Annotated in this window: 24 protein-coding genes and 1 tRNA gene; 11 read left to right on the top strand and 14 right to left on the bottom strand. The window is 60.2% G+C overall.

Annotated elements, in window-relative coordinates; genetic code table 11:
• Window positions 1–197: 197 nt before the first annotated feature.
• The gene (glmU, locus tag AC1Q6J_RS17095; RefSeq protein ID WP_492280412.1) at window positions 198–1,559 is read right to left on the bottom strand and encodes a bifunctional UDP-N-acetylglucosamine diphosphorylase/glucosamine-1-phosphate N-acetyltransferase GlmU; all 1,362 of its coding nucleotides are present in this window, start codon (window positions 1,557–1,559) and stop codon (window positions 198–200) included.
• A gap of 160 nt (window positions 1,560–1,719) precedes the next feature.
• On the opposite strand from glmU, the gene AC1Q6J_RS17090 reads away from it, so the two are divergent.
• Both AC1Q6J_RS17090 and AC1Q6J_RS17085 read left to right on the top strand, forming a co-directional pair.
• Entirely contained in the window at window positions 1,720–2,838 is a 1,119-nt protein-coding gene (locus tag AC1Q6J_RS17090; protein ID WP_492280411.1) for a hypothetical protein, read from the top strand.
• Window positions 2,839–2,897: 59 nt separating this feature from the next.
• Window positions 2,898–3,278: a hypothetical protein gene (locus AC1Q6J_RS17085; protein WP_492280410.1), complete on the top strand. Its 381-nt coding sequence runs from the start codon at window positions 2,898–2,900 to the stop codon at window positions 3,276–3,278.
• Here AC1Q6J_RS17085 and AC1Q6J_RS17080 read toward each other — a convergent pair.
• Window positions 3,238–4,731 (bottom strand): glycoside hydrolase family 17 protein, encoded by a 1,494-nt coding sequence (locus AC1Q6J_RS17080; protein WP_492280409.1) that lies wholly within the window; start codon window positions 4,729–4,731, stop codon window positions 3,238–3,240. The genes AC1Q6J_RS17085 and AC1Q6J_RS17080 overlap by 41 nt on opposite strands.
• 385 nt (window positions 4,732–5,116) lie before the next feature.
• On the opposite strand from AC1Q6J_RS17080, the gene AC1Q6J_RS17075 reads away from it, so the two are divergent.
• The 3 genes from AC1Q6J_RS17075 (at window position 5,117) to AC1Q6J_RS17065 (ending at window position 8,839) form a co-directional block, all read left to right on the top strand.
• On the top strand, window positions 5,117–5,671 hold the full coding sequence (locus tag AC1Q6J_RS17075; protein ID WP_492280408.1) for a beta-1-3, beta-1-6-glucan biosynthesis protein: 555 nt from the start codon (window positions 5,117–5,119) through the stop codon (window positions 5,669–5,671).
• Between the two features lie 190 nt (window positions 5,672–5,861).
• Entirely contained in the window at window positions 5,862–8,522 is a 2,661-nt protein-coding gene (locus tag AC1Q6J_RS17070; RefSeq protein ID WP_492280407.1) for a glycosyltransferase, read from the top strand.
• 23 nt (window positions 8,523–8,545) lie between these two features.
• Window positions 8,546–8,839: a hypothetical protein gene (locus AC1Q6J_RS17065; RefSeq protein ID WP_492280406.1), complete on the top strand. Its 294-nt coding sequence runs from the start codon at window positions 8,546–8,548 to the stop codon at window positions 8,837–8,839.
• A 35-nt stretch (window positions 8,840–8,874) separates the two neighbouring features.
• On the opposite strand, the gene AC1Q6J_RS17060 is transcribed toward AC1Q6J_RS17065, so the two are convergent.
• A tRNA-Lys gene (locus AC1Q6J_RS17060) sits at window positions 8,875–8,950 on the bottom strand.
• 172 nt (window positions 8,951–9,122) lie between these two features.
• On the opposite strand from AC1Q6J_RS17060, the gene AC1Q6J_RS17055 reads away from it, so the two are divergent.
• On the top strand, window positions 9,123–9,374 hold the full coding sequence (locus AC1Q6J_RS17055; protein ID WP_492280405.1) for a hypothetical protein: 252 nt from the start codon (window positions 9,123–9,125) through the stop codon (window positions 9,372–9,374).
• A gap of 34 nt (window positions 9,375–9,408) precedes the next feature.
• On the opposite strand, the gene AC1Q6J_RS17050 is transcribed toward AC1Q6J_RS17055, so the two are convergent.
• Complete coding sequence (locus tag AC1Q6J_RS17050) at window positions 9,409–9,582, bottom strand: hypothetical protein (protein ID WP_492280404.1); 174 nt, start codon at window positions 9,580–9,582, stop codon at window positions 9,409–9,411.
• Window positions 9,583–9,692: 110 nt separating this feature from the next.
• Here AC1Q6J_RS17050 and AC1Q6J_RS17045 point away from each other — a divergent pair, with 110 nt between their 5' ends.
• The gene (locus AC1Q6J_RS17045) at window positions 9,693–10,622 is read left to right on the top strand and encodes a glycine/sarcosine/betaine reductase selenoprotein B family protein (RefSeq protein WP_492280403.1); all 930 of its coding nucleotides are present in this window, start codon (window positions 9,693–9,695) and stop codon (window positions 10,620–10,622) included.
• A 1-nt stretch (window position 10,623) separates the two neighbouring features.
• Here the strand turns inward: AC1Q6J_RS17045 and AC1Q6J_RS17040 are convergent, their stop codons facing one another.
• Window positions 10,624–10,869 (bottom strand): BrnA antitoxin family protein, encoded by a 246-nt coding sequence (locus AC1Q6J_RS17040; RefSeq protein WP_492280402.1) that lies wholly within the window; start codon window positions 10,867–10,869, stop codon window positions 10,624–10,626.
• A gap of 2 nt (window positions 10,870–10,871) precedes the next feature.
• Window positions 10,872–11,855, bottom strand: a complete 984-nt coding sequence (cysK, locus tag AC1Q6J_RS17035) for a cysteine synthase A (protein ID WP_492280401.1) — start codon at window positions 11,853–11,855, stop codon at window positions 10,872–10,874.
• Window positions 11,856–12,081: 226 nt separating this feature from the next.
• On the opposite strand from cysK, the gene AC1Q6J_RS17030 reads away from it, so the two are divergent.
• Window positions 12,082–12,303 (top strand): hypothetical protein, encoded by a 222-nt coding sequence (locus tag AC1Q6J_RS17030; protein ID WP_492280400.1) that lies wholly within the window; start codon window positions 12,082–12,084, stop codon window positions 12,301–12,303.
• 18 nt (window positions 12,304–12,321) lie between these two features.
• Here the strand turns inward: AC1Q6J_RS17030 and tgt are convergent, their stop codons facing one another.
• From tgt to coaD, 5 genes are all read right to left on the bottom strand, one after another.
• Complete coding sequence (gene tgt, locus AC1Q6J_RS17025) at window positions 12,322–13,455, bottom strand: tRNA guanosine(34) transglycosylase Tgt (protein ID WP_492280399.1); 1,134 nt, start codon at window positions 13,453–13,455, stop codon at window positions 12,322–12,324.
• A complete protein-coding gene (gene queA, locus AC1Q6J_RS17020; RefSeq protein WP_492280398.1) occupies window positions 13,452–14,570 on the bottom strand; it encodes a tRNA preQ1(34) S-adenosylmethionine ribosyltransferase-isomerase QueA in 1,119 nt (372 codons plus the stop codon). Before queA ends, tgt begins: the two co-directional genes overlap by 4 nt.
• Window positions 14,571–14,682: 112 nt before the next feature.
• Window positions 14,683–15,147: a peptidylprolyl isomerase gene (locus AC1Q6J_RS17015; RefSeq protein ID WP_492280397.1), complete on the bottom strand. Its 465-nt coding sequence runs from the start codon at window positions 15,145–15,147 to the stop codon at window positions 14,683–14,685.
• Between the two features lie 63 nt (window positions 15,148–15,210).
• Window positions 15,211–15,753 (bottom strand): peptidylprolyl isomerase, encoded by a 543-nt coding sequence (locus AC1Q6J_RS17010; protein ID WP_492280396.1) that lies wholly within the window; start codon window positions 15,751–15,753, stop codon window positions 15,211–15,213.
• A gap of 22 nt (window positions 15,754–15,775) precedes the next feature.
• A complete protein-coding gene (gene coaD / locus AC1Q6J_RS17005) occupies window positions 15,776–16,276 on the bottom strand; it encodes a pantetheine-phosphate adenylyltransferase (protein ID WP_492280395.1) in 501 nt (166 codons plus the stop codon).
• 161 nt (window positions 16,277–16,437) lie between these two features.
• Here coaD and AC1Q6J_RS17000 point away from each other — a divergent pair, with 161 nt between their 5' ends.
• A complete protein-coding gene (locus tag AC1Q6J_RS17000; protein ID WP_492280394.1) occupies window positions 16,438–16,695 on the top strand; it encodes a hypothetical protein in 258 nt (85 codons plus the stop codon).
• Between the two features lie 6 nt (window positions 16,696–16,701).
• Here the strand turns inward: AC1Q6J_RS17000 and gyrA are convergent, their stop codons facing one another.
• From gyrA to AC1Q6J_RS16985, 3 genes are all read right to left on the bottom strand, one after another.
• Window positions 16,702–19,416, bottom strand: a complete 2,715-nt coding sequence (gene gyrA / locus AC1Q6J_RS16995; RefSeq protein ID WP_492280393.1) for a DNA gyrase subunit A — start codon at window positions 19,414–19,416, stop codon at window positions 16,702–16,704.
• A gap of 180 nt (window positions 19,417–19,596) precedes the next feature.
• The gene (locus tag AC1Q6J_RS16990) at window positions 19,597–20,001 is read right to left on the bottom strand and encodes a DUF2306 domain-containing protein (protein ID WP_492280392.1); all 405 of its coding nucleotides are present in this window, start codon (window positions 19,999–20,001) and stop codon (window positions 19,597–19,599) included.
• 257 nt (window positions 20,002–20,258) lie between these two features.
• Window positions 20,259–20,747: a single-stranded DNA-binding protein gene (locus tag AC1Q6J_RS16985; RefSeq protein WP_492280391.1), complete on the bottom strand. Its 489-nt coding sequence runs from the start codon at window positions 20,745–20,747 to the stop codon at window positions 20,259–20,261.
• Between the two features lie 488 nt (window positions 20,748–21,235).
• Here AC1Q6J_RS16985 and AC1Q6J_RS16980 point away from each other — a divergent pair, with 488 nt between their 5' ends.
• Together AC1Q6J_RS16980 and uvrA are read left to right on the top strand one after the other, a co-directional pair.
• Window positions 21,236–21,955, top strand: coding sequence for an outer membrane protein (locus AC1Q6J_RS16980; RefSeq protein WP_492280390.1), 720 nt, complete (start codon window positions 21,236–21,238; stop codon window positions 21,953–21,955).
• A 279-nt stretch (window positions 21,956–22,234) separates the two neighbouring features.
• On the top strand, window positions 22,235–25,216 hold the full coding sequence (gene uvrA, locus AC1Q6J_RS16975) for an excinuclease ABC subunit UvrA (protein ID WP_492280389.1): 2,982 nt from the start codon (window positions 22,235–22,237) through the stop codon (window positions 25,214–25,216).
• Window positions 25,217–25,517 lie beyond the last annotated feature (301 nt).

Here is a 25,517-nt window from a genome sequence, read left to right as displayed (position 1 = left end):
GCCTTGCGAACCAAAACCACACTGGAACTATATTTACCAGTGTCCCATTGAATCCTAAGTTCGCTCCGGAGCGTGCTGCAAAATGACGCGAACTTCGGATTCAGGACACTGGGAATAACACAATCCGGCCTCAACAATTGTTGCGGATTGAGACAGGGTAAACCGTTAACGAAACCAGTAAGATAGAAGGCAGCGCCTTACTTCGGGCTTTTCGGTTTCCGATTGAGCATTTTCATGTCGCGGAATCGCTTTGCCCAGCCTTCGCGGAGCGAGACCGGGCTGCGCTCCACCACGAGTGCATCGTCCGGGACGTCCTTGCTGATCACCGATCCCGAGCCGACATAGGCGCCCGCGCCGATCTTGACCGGGGCCACAAGCGACGAATTCGACCCGACAAAAGCCCCCGCGCCGATCTCGGTGCGGTGCTTGTCGAAGCCATCGTAATTACAGGTAATCGTGCCCGCGCCGATGTTGGCATTCTCGCCGATATGGGTGTCGCCGATATAGGTCAGGTGATTGACCTTTACGCCCGCTTCCAGATCGGCGGCCTTCGTCTCCACGAAGTTTCCGATGCGGACGCCCTCGCCCAGCACGGTGCCCGGCCGCAGCCGCGCATAAGGACCGATGGATGCGCCTTTGCCGATGCGGGCGCCGACGATGTTCGAGAACGAATGGATTACCGCGCCATCGTCGATCGTAACGCCCGGGCCAATGACAACAAATGGCTCGATGGTCACGTCCTTGCCGAACACCGTATCCGCCGACAGAAAAACCGTTTCCGGCGCGATCAGCGTCACGCCGGCATCGAGCGCGGCCTGCCGCAGCCTGCGCTGCATCACCTGTTCGGCTTCGGCAAGCTGGGCCTTGGTGTTGATTCCGCGCACTTCATCCTCGCTGGTTTCGATGACCACCGCCCGCAAGCCAAGATCGCGCACGATCGCCACCGCATCCGTTAGATAGTACTCGCCCTTGCTGTTGCCATTGCCGATGCGATCGAGAATTTGCAGCGCGGTCTTGCCCGCGAACGCCATAACGCCTGCATTGCACAGCGTCACAGTGCGTTCCGCCTCGCTGGCATCCGCGTGTTCGCGGATCGCCACAAGCTGTCCGTTGTTTTCCAGCAGCCGCCCGTAACCTGTGGGATCGGCGGCCCGGAATCCCAGCACCGCCAGCGCCGCGCCGTCTTTCAGCGCCGCGCGCATGCGCTCGAACGTCCTGGCGTCGATCAGCGGTGTGTCGCCGAATGCAATGAGGAGATCGTCCGCGCCAGCCGCAATAGCTTCACGGGCCGCCAGCACCGCATGAGCCGTACCGAGCCGCTCACGCTGCACGAAGGTTTTGGCCTCGGGGCGCGACCGCTTGATCTCACCGATCACCGCCTGATGATCGGGCCCGACCACCACAGCAACCGCGTCGCTTTTACCGGCCGGCGCAGCCCCAAGCACATGGGTAATCAGCGGTCGTCCCGCCACTGCATGCAGCACCTTGGGCAGGCTGGAACGCATTCGCGTGCCTTCGCCGGCTGCAAGTACGATCGTAAGAGTAGATCTACCGCTCATGCTCTTTCCTGTGCAGCGTGCGGGTGCGCGTCAGCGTGGTCTTACCCGAGAGCGCCGGGCGACAAAAGCATTTTGGACGTTCCCACCGCGCGCACGGCCTCCCGCTTCTGTTAATCTTTACACAGTGATTCGCAGGGCCGCGGGAGGGCCCGACAGTCCCATGACCAAGGATGGCAACCAATTCCGCGATGATCTGACCGAGGACGACGGTGCCGGCTGGATCAATCGCTTTCTCGCGGAGGAGGATGAGTTCGACGGGCGTTCGATGTGGCGTCTGGCGTCCTGGGGCGTAGGTTCGGTCGGAGCACTGATCGTTGCGATCCTCGCGACAAGGTCGCCGGCAGCCATTAACCGCGATCAAATGGCGTCCGCCGAACTTGCACGACAATCCCAGCAGGTTCAGTGGATCGCAAAGGAAAGCCAGAACAAGGCGCGCGAGCTTTCCGCTGCGGTCGATACGCTCAACAGCGACCGCGACCGCCTGTACGCGCGCGTGACCGTGCTCGAACAGGGATTGGACTCAGTGACCGGCGCGCTGGCGCGGCCTGCGGCAACTCCACCGCCCGCAACGACATCGGCGTCGCCTGCGGCGGCAGTTCCTGCACTGGCGACTGCCCCGCAGGCTGCCGAGCCAGATCCCATCGGGCCGGTCAAACCAGCCGAGGCGAAAGCCGAACCTGCGGCGCAGCTTCCCAAGATCGCACCGGTCGCCACAGCACCCGCCGCATCATCTCCGCCCGCCAAACCGGCCGAGCAGAAAGCCGAAACGTCCTCGACCGATCAACCTCCGGCCCCGACCGTGACTGCGGCTATCGCACCGCAGGAAGCCGCTCCGGCTGACATGACGTCGGCGGCTATCGTGCGCAAAACCGAATTCGGCGTCGATCTCGGCGGCGCCAATTCGGTCGAAGGCCTGCGCGCAGTGTGGCGCGGTGCGATCAAGGGCAATTCGCAACAGCTCGCATCGCTGCAACCAATCATCGTGGTGAAGGAACGCCACGACGGTTTGGGAATGCAACTGCGGCTCGTTGCGGGACCGCTGTCAGATGCCGCGGAAGCTGCGAAAGTCTGTGCGGGCGTACTCACCGAGAGCAACCGGCCCTGCGAAACGGCTCTGTATGAAGGGCAGCGGCTCAGCATGACCAGCGAAAAGCACCCGGAGGCGAAGAAATCTGAAGGTCCGGTTCATCGCTCAAAACGCCGGAGCAAACAGCGCAGCGAGCCGATTGAAGATCGGCCCAAGACATCGGCCTTCAGCTCTTTCTTCGGTAACAGATAACCACTCAACTTTGTGTCGTCCGGGTTGTATCGCAATCCATTCCGAACCATATTCGGCGCATGAAAAAAGAGCCGTTCAGACTGACTCCCTATCAAGTGCAATGGATTCTGATCGTGGGATTTCTCACCATCGGGTACGCGCTCTATCTGCGTTACATGGCCGTCGAGTTTGCACAGGTTCGGCTCGAGTGCGAGGCTGGTCTGCAGACGATGCTGTGCAAGACGCGGCTGACGATGACCTATCTGTTCAAGAACTATGTGTTCGGAATAGTCGCGCTGGTCATTGCGACCCTGCACTTCATCCGGCCATCGATCGTCACCCTCACCGCCGGGCTGATCGCCGCATGTTTCGGGATCGTACTCTACAATATCGGCCTGTCGGGCGTCGCGATCGCGCTGCTTATTCTGGGATTTTCGCGACCCGCGCCCGCGACAGCGTAAGCGCCAGAAGCAGATACAATCCGCAGGTCCATAGCGACTGCCAATTCGCCGGTCCCTCGTTGAATCCGATATAGACCGCGGAGAGCGCAAGAGCGCCCGCAAACACGGATTCGGCAATCGGGCGCGTACCTTTTGCTGGCCTGTTGAGCGCAGTCAGCAGCACGAACGGCACAACGGCCATGGTCAATGCCGCGAACTGGAAATCGCGGTAGCGAGGATCGAACACGAATCCAAGCGCGGTCTGAGTAGCGATCACCGTGACGATCAGCAGCACGATTCCGAGAATGGTCTGCATGCGCGAGTTCGTGCGGTACTCCCGCGGCCCGACAAGCTCCGTGAACGTCGGAAGACTGCGTCCGTACATCACCGTGTTGGCGACGACCAGCGGCGACAGCACGGCAGCGCCGAATAGCAAGATACCGACAGTCCAGCCGCCGATGCCGAGACTTTCGACGATTAGCTTGTCGTAAGCCACACCGAGAAGCGCGCCGCCGGCGGTGGCACAGATCGCGACCGTAACCCATGAACTCAAGCGCGGTGACCAGGGCCTGCGGCGCAGCGTCAGCAGCGCCACGCCAAAGACGAGCACCGAGAAAATCATGCCAGCGCCGGCATAGATCTTTGCACGCGGGAAGTTGGTGATCGGTTCGCCCGCGGGGTATTTCAGGTCACGTGCGCCATCGGCGTCGAACAGGCCCCAGTGGCCTCCAACAGTGCCCTCCCACATCCGCTTCCAGGGCTGGTCATAGGCCTCGATCAGATTGACCCGGAACTTTTCCTGACGGGCAAGCTGGAGGATTTCGGAGACCACCCGGGCCTGATTAGCCCGCGACGGCAGCGCGCCCTCGCGCATGCGGCCCGCACTCGGCCAGCCGGTTTCGCCGATCAGGATTTCCTTGTTCGGAAAAGCAACCGCCATCCGTTTGCGGATCGCGTCGACATGGTTCGCTGCATAGCGGGCGCGAATCGGGAAGTCCTCCCAATACGGGAGAATGTGAATTGTGACGAAGTCGACAGCGTCATAGACGTCGCGGTTCTTGAGCCAGAACTCCCAGACATCGGCATAGGTGACCTGAAGAGCGCCGACTTTTGATTTCACGTAGCGGATATTCGCCGTCAGATCCGCTGCGGTCATCTCGCCGCGCAGAAGCACCTCGTTGCCAACGATAACGGCGCTGATGACGCCGGGATACTTCTTGGCGAGCGCGATGGCTGTTTCCATCTGCGCGCGGTTGTCGATCCGGTTGGTGCCGATCCAGATCCCGAGCATCACCTTGAGTCCGGCTTTTTGAGCAAGCTCCGGAACTCGTTCGAGACCGTTGCCGACCGAATAGGTGCGGATGCAATCGGTGACCTTGGCCAGTTGCGCCAGGTCCTGCGCCATTTGATCCGGCGCGATAACCAGCCCAGGCTGGAGCGGGTTTTGAGCCCCGCGGAACGGTGCATAGGACACGCACTCAAGCTTCGCGGCAGGGTCGATTGGGGCGCGCGCCAATACGATCGGCGTGGCCAACCACCACCAAACTGCGGCAATAGCGCTCAGGGATATGGCCAGAAGGGCCAGCGGCGTGCGAAGGGAAATGGGTTCCGTCCTCCAAGGAGGCACGTCGATAACCGGTCACCGCCGGTCTGCCAAGACCCCTGTCCACGGCTACCCCCGGTCTTCTCGTCGCACACCTTCATTACGGGGGTATCAAACTTCCGCCTTGCTGGACAAAAACACAAATGTCCTTCATGTGAATCAGGCAGTTGCGGTAGAGGCAATCTTCCGCCGCATTAGCAAGGCATCTGTGTGGGCGCGGCGCGCGGTCGTCTGCACGCCATAAATCGGGGATTTCATGCTTCGGGTACGTACCGGGTTTCGAGTTACGGTTTTTCAGCGAGTCGCCGTTCCGGCCCTTGCTTTGTTTGTCGGCATCGGGGCCGCAATCGCTCAAAGCGGCGACCTCCGGGCCCAGGACACGGCCCCCAAACAGGCGGCTCCGGCCGACGCAGCCAAGGAAAGCAAGCGCAAGGCCGACGAATTCGTCGAGGCGGCCCAGGCAATCAATGGCCCCGCCGGAAACCCTGAATGCGTCTGGCTTGGACGGCGGGTGGTCGGGCTGATGTGGCGCGACGACCTCGATACAGCCTTCCGTCATTTGGACCTATACGAGCGCTTCGGCTGCCCCGGCGGGCACATCCAGGCCACTTTCCGCTGTGTCGTGCGGTTCGGTGCCACGATTGACCCCAAGGTCGCCGAGACACTCAACGGCCGTGTGCATGCGTGCTGGATTAATCCTGCCGCCCAGCCGCAAGCCGCTGCAGCGCCGCAGTCGCCAGCGGCAGCCCCTGCGGCAGCAACACCGCCGGCACCTGCGGCGGCGCCCACTCCGGCGGCACCTGCCAAGTAGATGCCAAATCGCTGGCGGAACAGGAACGAATCTGCCCCATGTTCATTGGGTTTTCGGCTGCGCCCTCAAAAGGCCATGTCGCCATATGAGTTGTTAAGCCGCGCAGCATGGATAAGCTGCCATTAACGCTGCCGGACCGAGGGGACAGGTTCGCGATCCTGCCACGTTTGGCCCCGTATGGTTTTCCTTGATGCGCGCCATCGTTGCTGTCCTCTTCTGCGTTACTGCGATCCACGCGGCCATCTGGGGCCTCCTGCGGGATGAGCAGAAGGCACCCGACTTCAACGGAATGCTGCCCAGCCTGTCCTACGCCCCGTTCGAAGGCGCGGGGCATCCCGACGTCGACAACATTCCGAACAAGGAAAAAATCCGCGCGGACCTCAAGAAGCTCGCGACGATGACCAAGGCCATCCGCCTGTATTCATCCACAGGCGGAGTTGAGCTGGTTCCCCCGATTGCTGCCGAATTCGGCCTTAAGGTCACGGTCGGCGCCTGGATCGACAAGAACGCCGAGCGAAACGAACGCGAAATCGCAGCCGCCCTCGAACTCGCAAAACGAAACAGCAACGTCATTGGTATCGTTGTCGGCAACGAAACCATCTACCGCGGTGAACAGAAGGTTGACGACCTCATCGAATTAATTCAACGCGTCAAGAAGCAGACCAATGTTCCTGTTACAACTGGCGAAATCTGGAACATCTGGCGCGACAATCCACAGTTGGCGTCAGCGGTCGATTTCATCGCCGCGCATATTCTGCCGTACTGGGAAAACTTCACCGACAAGCAGGCCGTCGATCAGGCCATGTATATCTACGGCTTGTTACGCGACACCTTTCCCGGAAAACGGGTGGTAATCGCCGAATTCGGCTGGCCGAGCGCCGGCTACAACCTCAAGAACGCCAACCCCGGCCCCTTCGAACAGGCCGCCGTCCTGCGCAACTTCGTGACGCGCGCCGAAGCCGTCGGGATGGACTACAACATCGTCGAAGCGATTGATCAGCCATGGAAGTTTTTCGAAGGTGGCGTTGGACCTTATTGGGGTGTTCTTAATGCATCACGCGAACCAAAGTTCGCATGGACCGGTCCCATTGCCGATCCGGACTATTGGAAGATAGCGAGCATCGCCCTGCTGGTCGGTGTTTTGCTGTCGCTGCCGATTCTGCGTCTGGCGCATCCGACGGTTATGCAATCCATCATGCTGGCCGCTGTGGCAAACGGCGTCGGCGCATGGTTCGCAACCGTGTTCGCCTACTGGAACACGCACTACTTCGTCTTCGGGTCGGCCTTCGCGCTGACACTGGGCCTCATCCTGCTGGTGCCGCTGGTCCTGATCGCAATGGCACGGATCGAGGAGATTGCGACCATCGCATTCGGACGCAAGCCGGTGCGCCTTATCTCGGAGGCCGTGCCCTCGCTGTCCAAAGGCTACGCGCCGAAGGTCTCTATTCACATCCCGGCGTATTTCGAACCGCCGGAGATGCTGAAACTGACGCTCGATGCGGTGTCCCGGCTCGACTATCCCAATTTCGAATGCGTGGTGATCATCAACAATACGCCCGACCCGACCTTCTGGCAGCCGATCCAGGATCACTGCCGCGCGCTCGGCGAGCGGTTCATTTTCATCAACGCGGAGAAGGTCGAAGGCTTCAAGGCCGGCGCGCTCAAGATTGCAATGGCGCGCACCGCCGCGGACGCCGAAATCATCGGCATCATCGACGCCGACTACGTCGTCACACCGGATTGGCTCAAGGATCTGGTCCCGGCTTTCGCCGACCCGCGCGTTGGCCTGGTGCAGGCCCCGCAGGATCATCGCGACGGCGACCGCTCTCTGATGCACTACATCATGAACGGCGAATACGCCGGCTTTTTCGATATCGGCATGGTGCAGCGGAATGAAGCCAACGCCATCATCGTCCATGGCACGATGTGCCTCATCCGCCGCGCGGCGATGGACATGGCGGGCGGCTGGGCCGGCGACACGATCTGCGAGGATACCGATCTGGGCCTTGCCATCATCGAACACGGCTGGGTCACGCACTACACCAACCGGCGCTACGGCTACGGCCTGCTGCCGGACACCTACGAAGCCTTCAAGAAGCAGCGTCACCGCTGGGCCTATGGCGGCTTCCAGATCGTCAAGAAGCACTGGCGGCGGTTCCTGCCCAATGCGAGCCGGCTTTCGCCTGACCAAAAGCGCGAGTTCGCGCTCGGCTGGCTGAACTGGCTCGGCGCTGAAAGCCTCGGCGTGGTCGTTGCGATCCTCAACCTGATCTGGGTGCCGATCGTCTCGTTCGCCGATATCGCCATTCCCGACAAGATCCTGACCCTGCCGATTATCGCAGCGTTCGTTGTGTCGCTGGCGCACTTCCTGACGCTCTACAGACTGCGCGTGCCCGTGAAGGTCGGCCAGATGCTGGGCGCAATGGTTGCGGCGATGTCGGTGCAGTGGACTGTTTCGCGCGCCGTCGCCAATGGCCTGATCACCGACCATCTCCCGTTCGCACGCACCTCCAAGGGCGGTTTGTCGCGGATGTCGGTGGAATTCCAGGCGTTCTGGGAGGCCGTGATCGGCGTCCTCCTGATCGTCGGCGCCATCGTGCTGGTCGCGTTCAACCAGAAGGAAGTTCGCGAAATCAACATCTTCGCCGGCGTGCTTGTACTTCAGAGCCTGCCGTTCCTGTCGGCCGTCGCGATCGCTATCCTCGAGAACTCGCGGATCAACGCCTTCGGCTTCTGGAGTTCGTCGACAGTGCGCGCGGCTGAGTTGATTGGTCTTCGCCAAGAAACAACACCGACGAACATGACGGTTCAACAGCCGGTCACGTCGGATGTCCGTTCGGATATCAACTGATTGCCTGGACGCGGCTCGTAGGCGTGCGCGACCAGGGCGTGACGGAGGCGAATGTCGTCGGCTTATTTGATGCTGACGAATGCGCCCCATGCCGCGGCTATTCCCGCCCCTACCAAGACGTAGACGGGATGCCGGCAGAACATTTCCCCGTAGTTGCACATGGTTTTTCCAAGGCTACCGATCTGACCGTGATCGGCAGCGTAGAAGAGCCCGGACAGGGCAACCAGGATACCGGCGACGAAGTACATTCTCGTTTGCCCTCTTTGCAGCTAGCAACCCGCGGTTTGGCTACCCGCAGCAATGCGAATCTCAGCTGATTGTAACCGCAAGGACGCGGTTTGACAGGGCACCATGGTGAGCGCGGAGGGACTCGAACCCTCGACCCCATGATTAAAAGTCACGTGCTCTACCGCCTGAGCTACGCGCTCACGTGTCGCGGTGTGTAGGTGGCGGGTGGATGTGGGTCAAGTGCGACCGGGCATCCTTGTTCAGGCTGTGGAATTCGCCACCAAGGTTTAAAAATCCAGGTATCACCAACGCCAATTGACATGGGAACAGAAAGAGAACAATCTATGCATTCATCACCGGTGGAAAAATCAGATGGCCGATATTTCCTACTATGTTGCCCTTCCGTTCAGCGAGGACGATGAAGGGTCCGTCGTGACTGGAACCGCCGAAGAATTCCAAAGCCCGTCTACGGCGATTCGGCGCGCCGAAACGCTGTCGCGGAGCGCCGGAATAGTTGGCGCGGTTGCCTTCACACGCTCTGGCGACCCGATGACGGGCGACTTCAAGGACGCCATGGTGCTGAGAACCTTTGGCAACGTCCCTACGGATCTGAGCGGCCTGTGATGTGACCGGACGCGCCGAAGCCTTCAAGCCGCCGTCAGGATCTGCGGTCTTCCTGTTCTTTCAGTTCGTCTTCGCTGGGGTCATTTCTGGGCGTCACGAAGTCACTGCTATCGGGATTAACCTTGAACGGCGCATTCCTGGTGGGATCCGGGCGTTCTTTCCGCTTGCCCCTATCCGCAGTGTCGCTCTTTTTCTTCTTTCCGGCCATCGCTGGTTTCCTTGCCGCGCTGCCGGAATGACCGGCATGGTTTCCTTGAATATGGCTGAGGCGGAGCGCATCTGCTACGCCTACTTCGCCAGATTTCGAGGACATGCGCCATGACGGATTTGCCTGCGCCGCCCGAGAACACCGTCCAGGAGTTCGACATGCCCGTGCCGTACATGCAGCGAACGCGCGACTACTATCTCGCCATCGGCTACGACACGCCTTACCGATGGGCCCACAACGTCGCCGCTCCCTTTCAGCCGCTGACAAAGCCGCTGGCGCAGTCGCGGGTCGCCATCGTCACCACGGCTGCCCGCTTCGACCCTGCAAAGGGCGATCAGGGGCCGGGCGCGGCTTACAACGGCGGTGCAAAATTCTATCAGGTCTACGACGGCGACAGCGCAAAGCAGCACGACCTGCGCATCTCTCACATCGCCTACGACCGCGCGCACACGTCCGCGACCGACATGAACACGTGGTTTCCGCTGGCGCAGCTTCACCGTCTTGCTGGCGAAGGTCGGATCGGAGCGGTCGCGCCGTACTTCTTCGGCGCGCCGACCAATCGCAGTCATCGGGTCACTATCGAGACCGATGCGCCGGATATTCTGGCGCGATGTGAGGCCGACAACGTCGATGCTGTCGTTCTGGTGCCGAACTGTCCTGTGTGCCACCAGACCACGGCGCTGGTGGCACGGCACCTTGAGGCCAACGGAATTGCAACCGTGGTGATGGGATGCGCCAAGGACATCGTCGAGCACGCAGCCGTGCCGCGGTTCTTGTTCAGCGATTTTCCGTTGGGAAACTCGGCCGGAAAACCGCACGACGTGTCATCGCAGGCGTTCACGCTGGAACTGGCGCTGAAGGTGCTTGAAAGCGCACCGGGGCCGCAGACGACTGTCCAGTCTTCGCTGCGCTGGAGCACAGATGCTTCTTGGAAGCTCGACTACAACAATGTCGAGCGCATGTCGCCGGAAGAACTCGCCCGGCGGCGGCGCGATTTCGACGCACAAAAAGAAGCCGCGCGCGTCAATCGCGTCGCGTAAACTACTCGGACATCCCCGCCGCCTTCCTCAATGCGGCATTGATGCGATCCTGCCAGCCGGGGCCGCCTTCCTGAAAGTGTTCAAGGACATCCTGATCGATCCTGATCGAGACAAGTTCCTTCACTCCGGGGATAGCCGCCTTCTTTGGAGCCGCTTCCGGCACCTTGGCGGTGACGGACTTGAACGCCGCCTCGGCTTCCGTTTTCGCATCGCTGAGCGTGCGGGGCCGTCGTGGAGGAGAAGCCATCGTCAAACTCCCTCAAACAGCGCCGTGGATAAATAGCGCTCCGAGAATGATGGGATGACTGCCAGTATGGTCTTGCCCGCATTCTCCGGCCGCTTGCCCAGCTCGAGCGCGGCCGCGATAGCCGCACCCGACGAAATACCGCCCGGAACGCCTTCCATGCGTGCCAGCGCGCGAGAGGTCGCAATGGCCGTTGCGCTGTCCACCTTGACGATCTCGTCGATCACAGATCGATCGAGGATATCCGGCACAAAGCCGGCGCCGATGCCTTGAATCTTGTGCGGCGAATGCTGACCGCCGGACAGTACAGGGCTTTCCACCGGCTCGACGGCAACGATGCGCAGGGACGGTTTGCGCGGCTTCAGAACCTGCCCCACGCCGGTGATCGTGCCGCCGGTGCCGACCCCGGCCACGAACACGTCGATATCTCCGTTGGTGTCGTTCCAGATTTCTTCGGCCGTGGTGCGGCGATGAACGTCCGGATTGGCCAGGTTCTTGAATTGCTGCGGCATCACCGAGTTCGGCGTGTTGCGGACAAGGTCTTCCGCGGTTGCAATCGCGCCTTTCATGCCTTGCGCCGCCGGCGTCAGGACAATCTCGGCGCCCAGAAACGCCAGCATCTTGCGCCGTTCGATCGACATCGATTCCGGCATCACAAGCTTCAACCTATAGCCACGCGACGCGGCAACAAATGCCAGCGCAATACCCGTATTGCCGGATGTCGGCTCGATCAGAACGGTGTCCGGATTAATGACGCCGGCCTTTTCCATCGCGATGATCATCGCCGCGCCAATGCGATCCTTCACGCTGGCGGCGGGATTGAAATATTCAAGTTTGGCGAGAATTTTCGCCTTTACTCCATTCTGCTCCGTCAGACGATGAAGCCGGACGATCGGCGTATCACCGAATGCATCAACGATGCTGTCGTAAACTCGTCCGCGCCCGGGCTGACGTGTCTGTGAAGCACTTGTGTTTGACTTGGTATCCATGCCCGGTCCTCCTGATCGATCCATGCGCACCATGGGAGAAAGCTGCGCAAAACGAAAGGCTTCCACCATAATGGCGGTCACGCCTAAGCGTGCAAGGGTAATCGTTCTCCGGTATGCATTGCGTTGCAAAAATGATATTTCGCAAAAGAAACGTATTTGTGTTGCGACAACTTCAAACTTGCATGAGTATATTCCGCGCGAGCCCGAACCCGGAAGGGAGGTCACGATGCCAGCACTTGCTGAACTTCTGTCGACCAAACCGTCACGCCTGCCGCCCCGTATCACCGACCGGCCGATTTGCACGATCTGCGCGGACTCGATGGTCGCCGCAGAAGCGTCCGCGTTTCTTGCCGACAATGTCATCAGCTATCTCTGGACTTGCGACAATTGCGGCTATGGCTTCGTTACGAAGCACTCAACGCAGTCAACGAAAATCGTCTGCAACTAAACGCCAGACCTGTCTGGCCTAGCGCGGCGCGATATCGCCCCGCGCCCATCCTGCATGAACTGACGCGCGGTAATCATCGAACGTCCCGGCAGCAATTGCGGCGCGGGCGCCGCTCATCAGACTTTGATAGTACGCGACGTTGATTTCCGACAGCAGCATCGCGCCCAGCGCCTCCTCGGACTTCACAAGGTGGTGCAAATACGCCCGTGAATAACCGCCCGTCGAACGCCAGCCGCTTTCCTCGTCCAGCGGACGCGGATCGTCGGCATGGCGGGCGTTGCGCAGATTGAGAACGCCGAACCGTGTGAACACATGGCCGTGGCGGCCGTTCCGCGTCGGCATCACGCAGTCGAACATGTCGATGCCACGCGCGACCGCCTCCAGCATATCGTCCGGTGTACCTACTCCCATCAGGTAGCGCGGACGCTCCTGCGGCAGGATTGGCGCGACCTCCTCGATCATCGCCAGCATGACCTCCTGCGGCTCTCCTACGGCAAGACCGCCGATGGCGTAGCCGTGGAAGCCGATGTCGATCAGGGCGCGGGTGCTTTCGCGTCGCAGTTCCGGAATATCTCCGCCCTGCGCAATTCCGAACAGCATGTAGCCGGGAGGCGCGGCTTCGAACGCGCGCTTGCTGCGCTCTGCCCAGCGGATCGACAATTGCATCGCGCGTTCAATCTCGGCGCGTTCCGCCGGAAGCCTGACGCATTCATCGAGTTGCATGGCAATGTCGGAGCCCAGCAGCCGCTGAACTTCGATGGCGCGCTCTGGCGACAACTCGACCTTGGTGCCGTCGATGTGCGAGCTGAATGTCACCGCATGCTCGGTGACCTTGCGTATCTTGGCCAGCGACATGACCTGAAAGCCGCCGGAGTCGGTGAGCATAGGGCCGTTCCACGTCGTGAATGCCTGTAACCCGCCAAGCGCGGCGATGCGTTCGGCGCCCGGCCGCAGCATCAGGTGATAGGTGTTGCCAAGGACGATATCGGCACCCGCTTCGCGAATATCGCGCCAATGGATTCCCTTCATTGCGCCCGCCGTGCCGACCGGCATGAACGCAGGTGTACGCACCACCCCATGCGGGGTCGTGAGTTCACCGGTTCGCGCTTCGCCGTCGCGGCCGAGAAGCCTGAAATGGTTGGGAACGCTCATCTGGTGTCCGTATCCGACGTTTGCTCCATTCTGCGCGCTGCCGGTGGTTGACGAAACAACAGGCATGCATCGCCATATGAATAGAAGCGATAGCCAGCCCCGATGGCATGAGCATAGGCTTTCTGCATGGTCTCCAGCCCGCTGAAGGCAGAAACCAGCATGAACAATGTGGAACGCGGTAAATGGAAATTCGTCACCAGAATGTCCACCGCCTTGAACCGATAGCCGGGCGTAATGAAAATCGCGGTCTCATCGGAGAACGGGTGAATTGTACCGTCATCCGCCGCGGCGCTTTCCAGTAACCGCAACGATGTCGTCCCGACCGCGACGACACGGCCGCCCCTGGCACGGGCCTCGTTGAGCGCGGTAGCGGTCTCACCGGACACGGCGCCCCATTCTGCGTGCATCTTGTGACCGGCCGTGTCGTCGGCTTTCACGGGCAAAAATGTCCCCGCCCCTACATGCAGCGTCACGCGGTGCAGACCGATGCCGCGATCCCGTAAGGCTGTCTCAAGCGCCGATGTGAAGTGCAGCCCGGCAGTGGGTGCGGCAACCGCGCCCTCGCTGACGGCAAACATCGTCTGATAGTCCGCAGTATCACGTTCGTCCGGTGTCCGGCGCGAAGCGATATAGGGCGGCAGCGGCGGCGCGCCGACGTCGGCAATGGCCTGATCCAGGACCGGCCCGTGAAACGAGAATCTCAACGTCACCTCGCCGTTCTCGCCTTTGCTCTCGACCTCCGCGTCCAGATTCCCGAGCAGACAAACGCGGCCTTCGTTGCCGAAGCGAACGACATCGCCGTTGGCAAGCTTTCTGGCCGGCTTGACCAGTGCCTGCCAGTGCGATCCGTCGAGGCGCTTGATGAGGGTGGCTTCGATTTTCGGCTCAGTCTCGCGGCCGATCCGGCGGCCGGTCAATTGCGCCGGGATGACCTTGGTGTCGTTGACCACGAGTTGATCGCCGGGCTGAAGGAGCAACGGCAAATCGGAAATTGTGGCATCCGTCAGCGGCTGGTCCGGCTTCACCACGAGCATGCGCGCCGCGTCGCGCGGGCTGACCGGCCGTAGCGCGATATTGCCTTCCGGAAGTTCAAAATCGAAAAGATCAGTACGCATGATGCTCAAATGTCGATGGCCGGGCATAGGCGAACGGATGCGCCGCCGTTCTTCGAACGGCTACGCCCGGCCATCAACTCTTAAAATGCTATCGAAATGCTTACCGCGCTGCTTACGCAGCGTCAGCCGCCATGTGCGCCTTGATGATCTTGTCGGGATTCTGCACGGGTTCGCCGCGCTTGATCTTGTCGACGTTCTCCATGCCCGACGTCACCTTGCCCCACACGGTATACTGACCGTTGAGGAAGGCTGCGTCGTCGAAGCAGATGAAGAACTGGCTGTCACCGGAATCCGGGTTGGCAGCGCGCGCCATCGATGCGGTGCCGCGCACGTGCGGCTCCTTGTTGAACTCGGCTTTCAGCTTCTTGCCGGAACCGCCGGTCCCGGTGCCCTGTGGACAGCCGGTCTGCGCCATGAACCCCTCGATGACGCGGTGGAAGACGATGCCGTCATAGAATCCCTCGCGCACCAGTTCCTTGATGCGGGCGACGTGCCCCGGTGCGAGGTCGGGCCGCATCTCGATCGTGACTGGTCCCTGCGTCGTTTCCAGGATCAATGTGTTTTCGGTGTCTGCCATGATGTTTCCTTTGCAGATTGGGAGATCCGCTATGGCCGGAGGCCGCGGGTCGCCTGAGGTTGGTTACTTGATGTCGGAAGCGACCTGCACCTTCACCATCTTGTCCGGATCCTGAACCGGCTCGCCGCGCTTGATCTTGTCCACGACGTTCATGCCCGACACCACCTCACCGACAACGGTGTACTTGTTGTTCAGGAAGCTGCCGTCGGCGAACATGATGAAGAACTGCGAATTGGCCGAATTCGGTTCGCTCGAACGCGCCATGCCGACAATGCCGCGCTTGAACGGCACACTGGAGAATTCCGCCGGAAGGTTCGGATACTTCGAGCCGCCGGTGCCATTGAAGCGCTGGCCGTCTCCGGTCTGGGCCATGAAGCCCTCGATCACGCGGTGGAACGGGACGTTGTTGTAGTATCCATCGCGCGCAAGCTGCTTGATGCGCTCGGCATGCTTGGGCGCCAGATCGGTACGCAGCTTGACGATGACCCGGCCCTGCGTGGTGTCGATAACAATGGTGTTGTCCTTATCCAGTCCGGCGGGAAGCGCCTGGGACAAGGCAGGTGTTGCAAAAACGATGGCCGCAAGAACGGCAATGATGCGGATCATGAGAACTCCGGAGCATAGGAAGTTATTTGCCGGCAAACTTTGTCTTCAGGCGCGCGGCGACCGCCTTGGGCACGAAATGAGAGACATCTCCGCCCATACCAGCGATCTGACGCACCAGTGTGGCGGTGATCGGGCGGACGGTAGCTGAGGCTGGCAGGAACACGGTGCGAATTTCAGGCATAAGCGTCTGATTCATGCCGGCAATCTGCATCTCGTAGTCGAGATCGGTACCGTCACGCAGGCCTCGGATCAGGATTGTCGCGCCCACCCGCTGGGCAGCGGTCACGGTCAAATCGTTGAACGTTACACAATCGATCTCGCATTTGGCGCTCGCCGCGATCGGAGCGAACACCTCGCGGATCATGACTTGCCGTTCCTCGACCGGAAACAGGGGAGCCTTGCCGGGATGAATGCCGATCGCCACGACCAGCCGGTCGACCAGGCTGCAAGCCTGCCGAACCACATCCAAATGACCATTGGTGACGGGGTCGAACGACCCGGGGTAAAGCGCAATACGGGACATGCCCCCTCCTAACCCGGCCCGGCGACTGCCGCAAGGAGCCGGTTCCATTCGCCGGCGCGAGTTTCAGGGGCAAAAATTTTAAGATCTCGTGAACTTTTACCGGGCGCTACGCGTCATCCCTTCGAACGGCCCGCCAAGGCCGGCATCACAGGGGACGGACCATGATCAAGGCACTCTCAGCAGTGACGATCGCGGCTTTCGTTGCAGCCGCCATGACAATCTTGCCCAGCTTTGCGCCTCCCGTGGAGGCAAGCGTGCCGCAGGCGCTTGCGAAGGCCGACCGGCTGCCGATCCGGACAACAGCCGTACCCTGCTCGGCACAGCATTGGCCGACCATGGACGCGTCCTGCCTGCACCGCAGCAACAGTTCCAAGACGGCGATCCAGCCGGTGCGCATCGTCACGACGGATCGTAGCTAACCCCGACTATCCGCCGTTGCCGTTTTCCGTCTCGTCGGTGATGTGCTCAACTGACACCACATGCTCGTCCTCTGCAGTATCGAACACGATCACGCCCTGGGTCGAACGTCCGGCGATACGGATGTCCTCGACCGGGCAGCGGATAAGCTGCCCCGCATCGGTCACCAGCATGATCTGGTCGCTGTCCTCGACCGGGAACGACGCCACCAGCTTGCCGTTGCGGTTGTTGACAGACATCGCAACGATACCCTTCCCGCCACGACCCGTTGTCCGATACTCGAACGACGAACTGCGCTTGCCATAGCCGTTTTCGCTGATGGTCAGCACGAATTGTTCGGCAGCCGACATTTCCACATAGCGCTGCTCACCAAGTTCAATGGCACCTGTGGCCTCTTCCTGATCCGTACCCGCCTCTTCCTCGGCTCCGCCACGACGCACAGCGTTGGCGCGGCGCAGATATGCGGCGCGTTCGTCGGCGTTGACGTCCATGTGGCGCAGGATCGTGAGAGAGATCAGCTTGTCGCCCTCGCCAAGCGCAATACCGCGCACACCCATCGAGGTGCGGCCGCTGAATACACGCACATCTGTCACCGGAAAGCGGATGCACTGTCCGCCGGCGGCGGTCAACAGAACGTCGTCATTTTCAGTGGCAATCTGAACATCGACGATGGCCTCGCCCTCGTCGAGTTTCATGGCGATGATGCCGGAACGGCGCACGTCGACGAAATCAGAGAGCTTGTTGCGCCGGACGTTTCCGCCGGTCGTGGCGAACATCACGTCGAGGTTACCCCACGACGATTCATCCTCGGGCAACGGCATGATGGTCGTGATGCGCTCACCCTGCTCGAGCGGCAGGATATTGATCAGCGCCTTGCCGCGCGAATTCGGAGCGGCCATCGGCAGGCGCCAGACCTTCTCCTTGTAGACCTGACCGTGCGACGAGAAGAACAACACCGGAGTATGCGTCGAGGCGACAAACAGCCGGCTGACAAAATCCTCGTCCCGGGTCTGCATTCCGGAGCGGCCCTTGCCGCCGCGCTTCTGCGCGCGATAGGTCGACAGCGGCACGCGCTTGACGTAGCCGGCGTGCGAGACGGTAACGACCATGTCCTCGCGCTGGATCAGGTCCTCATCCTCGACCTCGCCTTCCTGATCGATGATCAAGGTCCGGCGCGGCGTCGCGAACTCATCCTTCACGGCACCGAGTTCGTCCTTGATGATCGACTGAACCCGCGCACGCGAACGTAAAATATCGAGATAGTCCGCGATCTCCGTGGCAAGCTTGTTCAGCTCTTCGGAGATTTCCTCCCGGCCGAGCGCGGTCAGACGCTGCAGGCGCAAATCGAGGATCGCCTTGGCCTGCTCAAGCGACAGGCGCGCAGTGCCGTCTTCGGCGACGCGATGGCGCGGATCGTCGATCAGCGTGATCATCGTCGCCATGTCCTTGGCCGGCCAGTCGCGCGCCATCAGGGTTTCACGAGCGGTGTTCGGATCGGGCGACGTCCGGATCACGCGAATGACTTCATCGATATTGGCAACAGCGATGGCAAGACCAACCAGGATGTGAGCGCGGTCTCGTGCCTTGTTCAGCAGGAATTTGGTGCGCCGTGAAACCACGCTCTCGCGGAATGCGATGAATACGGTCAGCAGATCCTTCAGGTTCATCACCTGCGGGCGGCCGCCATCGAGCGCCACCATGTTGGCCCCGAAATTGGTCTGCAATGGCGTGAACTTGTAGAGCTGGTTCAGCACTACCTCCGGCACCGCGTCGCGCTTCAGTTCAACAACGACGCGATAACCGTCGCGATCGGATTCGTCGCGCAGATCCGCGATGCCTTCGATCTTCTTCTCGCGCACCAGTTCGGCGATGCGTTCGACCATACCCGCCTTGTTCACCTGATACGGGATTTCCGAGACGATAATCGCTTCACGATCCTTGCGGATTGTTTCGATCGACACCTTGCCGCGCATCACGATGGAGCCGCGTCCGAGATGATAAGCCGCGCGAATGCCCTGACGGCCAAGAATAATGCCGCCGGTGGGGAAATCCGGCCCGGGAACAATATTGATGAGATCGTCGATGCCAAGCGCCGGGTCGTTAATCAGCGCGATACAGGCATCAATCACCTCGCCGAGGTTATGCGGCGGGATGTTGGTTGCCATGCCGACCGCGATACCGCCGGCGCCGTTGACCAGCAGGTTCGGAAACTTCGCGGGCAGAACCTTTGGCTCTCGCTCCGAACTGTCGTAGTTCGGCTGGTAGTCGACCGTATCCTTGTCGATGTCATCGAGCAGCGAGTGCGCGACCTTCTCGAGGCGCGACTCGGTGTAACGCATCGCGGCCGCCATATCTCCGTCGACCGAGCCGAAGTTGCCCTGCCCATCGATCAGCGGCACGCGCATGGAGAAATCCTGCGCCATGCGCACCATCGCATCGTAGACCGACTGGTCGCCATGCGGATGATATTTACCGATCACGTCACCGACGGTGCGTGCCGACTTGCGATAAGGCTTGTTCCACTCGAAGCCGTTTTCATACATCGCATAGAGAATGCGGCGATGAACCGGCTTCAGTCCGTCACGCGCGTCCGGTAGCGCTCGTGCCACGATCACGCTCATCGCGTAGTCGAGGTAGGAGCGCTTCATCTCATCCGTAATCGAGACGGGACGGATATCAGCCGCCTCGGGAGGGCCGGACGGCGGATCTTTTGGGTCAGTCAACGTGCGAATCCTGGGTGCGAAATACTCGCTTTATATAGGCGAATTCGCACCGCAACGCCAACCGCATTCGCCCTCAAAACCAGCGATAAAACTGATGGAATTACAATACCTTACAATCGACGCAAAAACCTGCGTGGCTTCCCGATTCTCCAGGTCAGAAATTCCACCTTTCGAGAGCCGCTATTGACCGAATGCAACGGCATGCATGATGCGCCCGGGCACAAATGTGAACAGCCCCGCGATGACGAGTCCGCCCGTGAAAATCGAGATCATCGTGATCCGGTGACCTCTCACGCGGTGTCCGTGAGCGAACCAGATTCCGAGCGGAAGCATGATCAGGCTGAATACCGACAGCAGATGAATCGGGCTCCACGGCTCGCCCAGCTTGATCTGACGACCATGGATCCAGAACGAACTGATCGCGACAGTCGCCATCAGTGCGACCCAGATCCACCCCAAGGTGCGGTGAGGCAGAGTACCCTTTGGAAGCGAGAACTGAACGAGGCCGAGTGCGAGCGCCCCCATCGCAGCAAACGCATGCAGCTGAATGATCGAAGGTGCATTGAGCAGCGGCGCGAAGCTCATCGATTGTCCCCACGGCGCGGGTTTGAAAGGTGATCGAATTGGATTTCGCAACCATTCGGCCGAATATGAGTAACATTCGACCGAAGCAATGTCGTGCGCAGTCATGCGCACAAGAAAAGCGCGTACTGCTTGCTCTCATGTCAATTGCTTGATGACGCAGCCGCGATCCCGCGCGTTCGTCCGAGATCCAAGCCAGAGCCCGGCAATAGCAGAGACGGTGAATTCAACACCGCTCGCTAACCTGACAGTATTCCGGCTTAGAAAGGGATATCGTCGTTCATGTCGTCGTTGCGGCCACCACCGGCAGCCACCCGGCGCGGAGGAGCAGAGCGCGAAGGTCCCGACGACCCGAAATCGCCGCCGCCCTCGTCCGCTCCAAACGAGCCACCACTGCTCTTGCCGTCGAGCATCGTCAGGGTCGAATTGAAGTTCTGAAGAACGACCTCGGTCGAATAGCGATCCTTGCCGTCCTTGTCCTGCCATTTTCGGGTCTGGAGCTGGCCCTCGATATAAACCTTGGAGCCTTTCTTCAGATACTGCTCGGCAATCTTGCAGAGACCCTCGCTGAAGATCACGACGCGATGCCACTCCGTCTTTTCTTTCCGCTCGCCGGTGTTCTTGTCACGCCAGGTATCCGATGTCGCGACACTGAGGTTTGCGATGGGACGACCGTCCTGCGTGCGCTTGATTTCAGGGTCGGCGCCGAGATTTCCAACCAGAATGACTTTATTGACGCTTCCCGCCATTACCGTTCTCCACTTTAGCGCACCGATACGGCGCGCCGAATCTGTCAGGATTTATGTACGCAGGACGACAATCCCCACCCGGGAGACGCCCGCTCTGCAAATGACCCTATACTCTCCCGCCCCCGCGATGAGGCCGCCGCAGCGGTTATCCACACGCAACCAAGGTCACCCGTCAGACATAGTACGTACTGTCTTTGTTCTTACGCAAGCGAAGCTCAAAGAGGAACTCCTTACAAGACAAAACATTATGGACCTGGCCCCGCCAAATGTGACGAAAACGTGATCAAATCGTGGAATGAAAAGGCTAAATACCTCAAATAATTCCTTACGTTAGGAGACTTCACTTCCCTTTCGACTGTTGCATTTCGGAGACGGCTTTTTCGGCAGAAGCCGGTATATTCCGCCCACGAAATCGAAATCCCATTGCGTTCGCGCCTTGGAAAACTGCCTCGAAAAATCGAGGTGGATTTAAAACTGGAGAAGATGAGATGAAGAAGTTTTTGCTCGGCACCGTGGCACTCGTTGCCCTCGGTACTGCTTCGGCGGTTGCCGCTGACCTGCCGGCCCGCACCTACACCAAGGCACCGGTTTATGCCGCGCCGATCTACAACTGGACCGGCATCTACGTCGGTGCGCACATCGGCGCCGCTTTCGGTGGTGACGACGGGTTCGCAACCAACATCGTCGGCCTGACCGGTTCGAGCCGCGACGCCGCGTTCCTCGGCGGTGGTCAGATCGGCGCCGACTACCAGTTCGCTCCGAACTGGCTGGTGGGTATCGAAGGCCAGATCTCCGGCCTCTCGAACAGCGACCGCACCTTCACCAACGGCGCTGACTCGATCCGTGACCGTTCCGACTGGCTCGCTTCGGTCACCGGTCGCCTCGGCTACACCTGGGGTCCGGGCCTGATCTACGCCAAGGGCGGTGTCGCGTTCCGTGACGACAGCGGCCTTGCGGCAACCGCTGGCTTCCAGCCGGCTGTGACCGATCGCAACTCGACCGGCTACACCGTCGGCGGCGGTCTGGAATACATGTTCGCTCCGGCCTGGTCGGCGAAGGTTGAGTACCAGTACTACAACTTCGACACCACCAACGTGTCGACCAACGCTGGCCTCGGCGCGCTTTCCTACAAGGACGACCTCCACACTGTGAAGGTTGGCGTCAACTATCACTTCAACTGGGGTGGCCCGGTTGTCGCGAAGTACTGAGCTTCGAAGACCTGACTAACTTTGCCTGAGCTTCTCGGGCATACGGAAAGGCCGGCTCTTGAGCCGGCCTTTTTGCTTGCCGATTGTCCTTTGGGCCGGCTGAACATTCCAGATTCAGCAAACCGTTGATGGCTTGCGAACAGGACTGGAAATCCACTCGCGTTCTTACTATGTTCACGGGACTGAAATCTAACCTACAATGAGAAACCGGCGAACCGTCATCGCGTTTTCCGGAGAGAGCGCTCTTGCTGCGCACCACGCGCCACCGGAATTTCCCTTATGGATGAAGTCATTAAGGCAAGCCGCAAATCGACAGCCGGATCGAGCTCGCGGGCCATTACGATTCGCGGCGCGCGCGAGCACAATCTCAAGAATATCGACCTGGCGATTCCGCGCGACAAACTGGTCGTCTTCACGGGCCTGTCAGGCTCCGGGAAATCCTCCCTCGCCTTCGACACCATCTATGCGGAGGGGCAGCGCCGCTACGTCGAATCGCTGTCGGCATACGCCCGTCAATTTCTGGAAATGATGCAGAAGCCGGACGTCGATCAGATCGACGGCCTGTCGCCAGCCATCTCTATCGAACAGAAAACGACGTCCAAGAATCCGCGATCGACGGTCGGAACCGTCACCGAGATCTATGACTACATGCGGCTGTTGTGGGCACGCGTCGGCATTCCCTATTCGCCGGCGACGGGACTCCCGATCGAGAGCCAGACCGTTTCGCAGATGGTGGATCGTGTGCTCGCGCTGCCGGAAGGCACCCGGCTCTATCTGCTGGCACCGGTCGTTCAGGGCCGCAAGGGCGAGTACCGCAAGGAATTTGCCGAATATCTCAAGAAGGGATTCCAGCGGATCAAGGTCGACGGCAAGTTCTACGAACTGGCGGACGCGCCGACACTGGACAAGAAATTCCCCCACGACATCGACGTTGTGGTTGATCGCATCGTCGTGCGTCCCGATATGGCGCAGCGGCTCGCCGAATCGTTCGAGACCGCGTTGAAACTCGCCGAAGGCCTGGCCGTCGTCGAGTTCGCCGATGCGCCTGCAAACGAAGGCGCTTCGGAGAAGAAGGCAGAAAAGAAGACCGCAAAGATCCACGACAAGAGCGGACCGGAGCGGATTCTGTTCTCGGAAAAGTTCGCCTGTCCCGTCTCCGGATTCACGATTCCGGAAATCGAGCCGCGCCTGTTCTCATTCAACAACCCTTACGGCGCCTGCCCGAAATGCGGCGGCCTCGGCGTCGAGCAGCACATCGACTCCGAGCTGGTAATCCCGGATAAGGAACTGACGCTGCGCAAGGGCGCGATCGCGCCATGGGCAAAATCGTCATCGCCTTACTACGTCCAGACACTGCAAGCGCTGGGCAAGTTCTACAAGTTCACGCTCGACACCAAATGGAAGGATCTGCCGAAGAAGACGAAGGACGCGATCCTGTTCGGGTCTGGCGACGACGAAATCAAATTTTCCTACGAAGACGGCGTTCGCTCCTACGACACCAAAAAGCCGTTCGAGGGCGTGGTCACCAATATCGAGCGCCGCTTCCGCGAGACCGAAAGTGAATGGGCGCGTGAGGAACTCGGGAAATACTTCAGCGACGTTCCTTGCGAAGCGTGCCACGGTCATCGCCTGAAGCCCGAAGCTCTTTGCGTTAAAATCGGCGGCAAGCATATCGGCGAAATCGCGGAGCTTTCGGTTCTGCGCGCCGGGGAATGGTTCGAGACCGTTCCCAAGCAGTTGAACAAGCAGCAAAACGAAATCGCGGCGCGGGTGTTGAAGGAGATCCGCGAGCGGCTGTCGTTCCTGCTCGATGTCGGCCTGAACTACCTCACGCTATCGCGATCGTCCGGGACCCTGTCTGGCGGTGAGAGCCAACGCATCCGCCTCGCCTCGCAGATCGGTTCGGGCCTGACCGGGGTGCTCTACGTACTCGACGAGCCATCAATCGGCCTGCACCAGCGCGATAATGCGCGGCTGCTCGACACGCTGCGGCGGCTGCGCGATCTCGGCAACACAGTGATTGTCGTTGAGCACGACGAGGACGCCATCGAAACAGCGGATTATGTGGTGGATGTTGGCCCCGGTGCCGGCATGCATGGCGGCAACATCGTCGCCCAAGGCACCCCGCAACAAGTGATGAACAATCCGAACTCGATGACGGGTAAGTATCTGACCGGCGAAATGTACGTGCCGATTCCCGAACGACGTCCACCTAATCACCGCCGCACCATCAAGGTCGTCAACGCGCGCGGCAACAATCTCAAGAACGTGTCGGCGGAAATCCCGCTCGGACTGTTCACCTGCGTCACGGGTGTCTCGGGCGGCGGCAAATCCACGCTGCTGATCGATACACTGTACAAATCCATTGCACGCAAGCTCAACAATGCCTCGGAAGGCCCTGCTCCGCACGATCGGATCGAGGGACTTGAGCACATCGACAAGATCATCGACATCGACCAGTCGCCGATCGGCCGGACGCCGCGCTCAAATCCCGCGACCTACACCGGCGCCTTCACGCCGATCCGCGAATGGTTCGCCGGTCTGCCGGAGTCCAAGGCGCGCGGTTATGAGCCCGGCCGTTTCTCGTTCAATGTGAAAGGTGGCCGCTGCGAGGCCTGTCAGGGTGACGGCGTCATCAAGATCGAGATGCACTTCCTGCCCGATGTCTACGTCACCTGCGACACCTGCAAGGGCAAGCGCTACAACCGCGAAACCCTTGAGGTGTTGTTCAAAGGCAAGTCGATTGCCGACGTCCTGGATATGACGGTGGAAGAAGCCGCAGAGTTCTTCAAGGCCGTGCCGCGAGTGCGCGAGACCTTCAAGACGCTCCATCGCGTTGGGCTCGACTACATCCATGTCGGCCAGCAGGCGACCACGCTCTCCGGCGGCGAAGCGCAACGCGTCAAGCTCGCCAAGGAACTCAGCAAGCGCGCGACTGGCCGGACACTCTACATTCTCGATGAGCCGACCACGGGTCTACACTTCCATGACGTCGCGAAACTGCTGGAAGTGCTGCATGAGCTGGTGGCGCAGGGCAATACGGTGGTCGTCATCGAACATAATCTCGAGGTTATCAAGACCGCGGACTGGGTGATCGATCTCGGCCCGGAAGGCGGCGACGGCGGCGGAGAAATCGTCGCATGGGGCCCGCCGGAAGATATCGTCAAGGCACCGCGCAGTTACACCGGAAAGTTTTTGGCGCCTGTTCTCAAGAAGGGCCGCGCCGGAAAAATTCGCGATACTGGCGAGGCGGCCGAGTAACGAATATTGTCTCATTATTTTGGCAGGTCTTAATGGCGCGGGGATTTCTTGTAAGACGAGAGACAGCCAAAGGCCAGTTTGTGGAGCGGCCTTACGAAATCCAAGACAATCAGATCGAATTGTTGATCAATCGCAGCACAAAAATTCCTTTGGAGCCAACGATCGATCCCCGCGATGCAATTGAGGCACACGAGCGAAGAACTTGGCCAAAATTAAATGGCCTTTGACCTGCTCCCCTGAATCGCCCCCGATTATAAGTTAGGGTTCTGTTCTCCAATCGAGGAGACGGACGATGCGTAAG

Source organism: Afipia sp. MLSD5-FHT05B12, from assembly GCF_058793355.1.
The sequence above is the reverse complement of the archived record's forward strand: the minus strand, read 5'-3'. Positions and strand labels throughout refer to the sequence as shown.

Excerpts from the sequence above, each read along its gene's own strand:
- AC1Q6J_RS16990 (WP_492280392.1), bottom strand. The coding sequence starts at position 20,001 with ATGAGCTTCGCGCCGCTGCTCAATGCACCTTCGATCATTCAGCTGCAT.
- tgt (WP_492280399.1), bottom strand. The coding sequence starts at position 13,455 with ATGAGCGTTCCCAACCATTTCAGGCTTCTCGGCCGCGACGGCGAAGCG.
- AC1Q6J_RS17010 (WP_492280396.1), bottom strand. The coding sequence starts at position 15,753 with ATGATCCGCATCATTGCCGTTCTTGCGGCCATCGTTTTTGCAACACCT.
- AC1Q6J_RS17075 (WP_492280408.1), top strand. The coding sequence starts at position 5,117 with ATGCTTCGGGTACGTACCGGGTTTCGAGTTACGGTTTTTCAGCGAGTC.
- AC1Q6J_RS17040 (WP_492280402.1), bottom strand. The coding sequence starts at position 10,869 with ATGGCTTCTCCTCCACGACGGCCCCGCACGCTCAGCGATGCGAAAACG.
- AC1Q6J_RS17015 (WP_492280397.1), bottom strand. The coding sequence starts at position 15,147 with ATGGCAGACACCGAAAACACATTGATCCTGGAAACGACGCAGGGACCA.
- cysK (WP_492280401.1), bottom strand. The coding sequence starts at position 11,855 with ATGGATACCAAGTCAAACACAAGTGCTTCACAGACACGTCAGCCCGGG.
- coaD (WP_492280395.1), bottom strand. The coding sequence starts at position 16,276 with ATGTCCCGTATTGCGCTTTACCCCGGGTCGTTCGACCCCGTCACCAAT.
- queA (WP_492280398.1), bottom strand. The coding sequence starts at position 14,570 with ATGCGTACTGATCTTTTCGATTTTGAACTTCCGGAAGGCAATATCGCG.
- AC1Q6J_RS16980 (WP_492280390.1), top strand. The coding sequence starts at position 21,236 with ATGAAGAAGTTTTTGCTCGGCACCGTGGCACTCGTTGCCCTCGGTACT.
- AC1Q6J_RS17000 (WP_492280394.1), top strand. The coding sequence starts at position 16,438 with ATGATCAAGGCACTCTCAGCAGTGACGATCGCGGCTTTCGTTGCAGCC.
- uvrA (WP_492280389.1), top strand. The coding sequence starts at position 22,235 with ATGGATGAAGTCATTAAGGCAAGCCGCAAATCGACAGCCGGATCGAGC.
- AC1Q6J_RS17090 (WP_492280411.1), top strand. The coding sequence starts at position 1,720 with ATGACCAAGGATGGCAACCAATTCCGCGATGATCTGACCGAGGACGAC.
- AC1Q6J_RS17050 (WP_492280404.1), bottom strand. The coding sequence starts at position 9,582 with ATGGCCGGAAAGAAGAAAAAGAGCGACACTGCGGATAGGGGCAAGCGG.
- glmU (WP_492280412.1), bottom strand. The coding sequence starts at position 1,559 with ATGAGCGGTAGATCTACTCTTACGATCGTACTTGCAGCCGGCGAAGGC.
- AC1Q6J_RS17030 (WP_492280400.1), top strand. The coding sequence starts at position 12,082 with ATGCCAGCACTTGCTGAACTTCTGTCGACCAAACCGTCACGCCTGCCG.
- AC1Q6J_RS17085 (WP_492280410.1), top strand. The coding sequence starts at position 2,898 with ATGAAAAAAGAGCCGTTCAGACTGACTCCCTATCAAGTGCAATGGATT.
- AC1Q6J_RS17045 (WP_492280403.1), top strand. The coding sequence starts at position 9,693 with ATGACGGATTTGCCTGCGCCGCCCGAGAACACCGTCCAGGAGTTCGAC.
- AC1Q6J_RS17070 (WP_492280407.1), top strand. The coding sequence starts at position 5,862 with ATGCGCGCCATCGTTGCTGTCCTCTTCTGCGTTACTGCGATCCACGCG.
- AC1Q6J_RS16985 (WP_492280391.1), bottom strand. The coding sequence starts at position 20,747 with ATGGCGGGAAGCGTCAATAAAGTCATTCTGGTTGGAAATCTCGGCGCC.
- AC1Q6J_RS17055 (WP_492280405.1), top strand. The coding sequence starts at position 9,123 with ATGGCCGATATTTCCTACTATGTTGCCCTTCCGTTCAGCGAGGACGAT.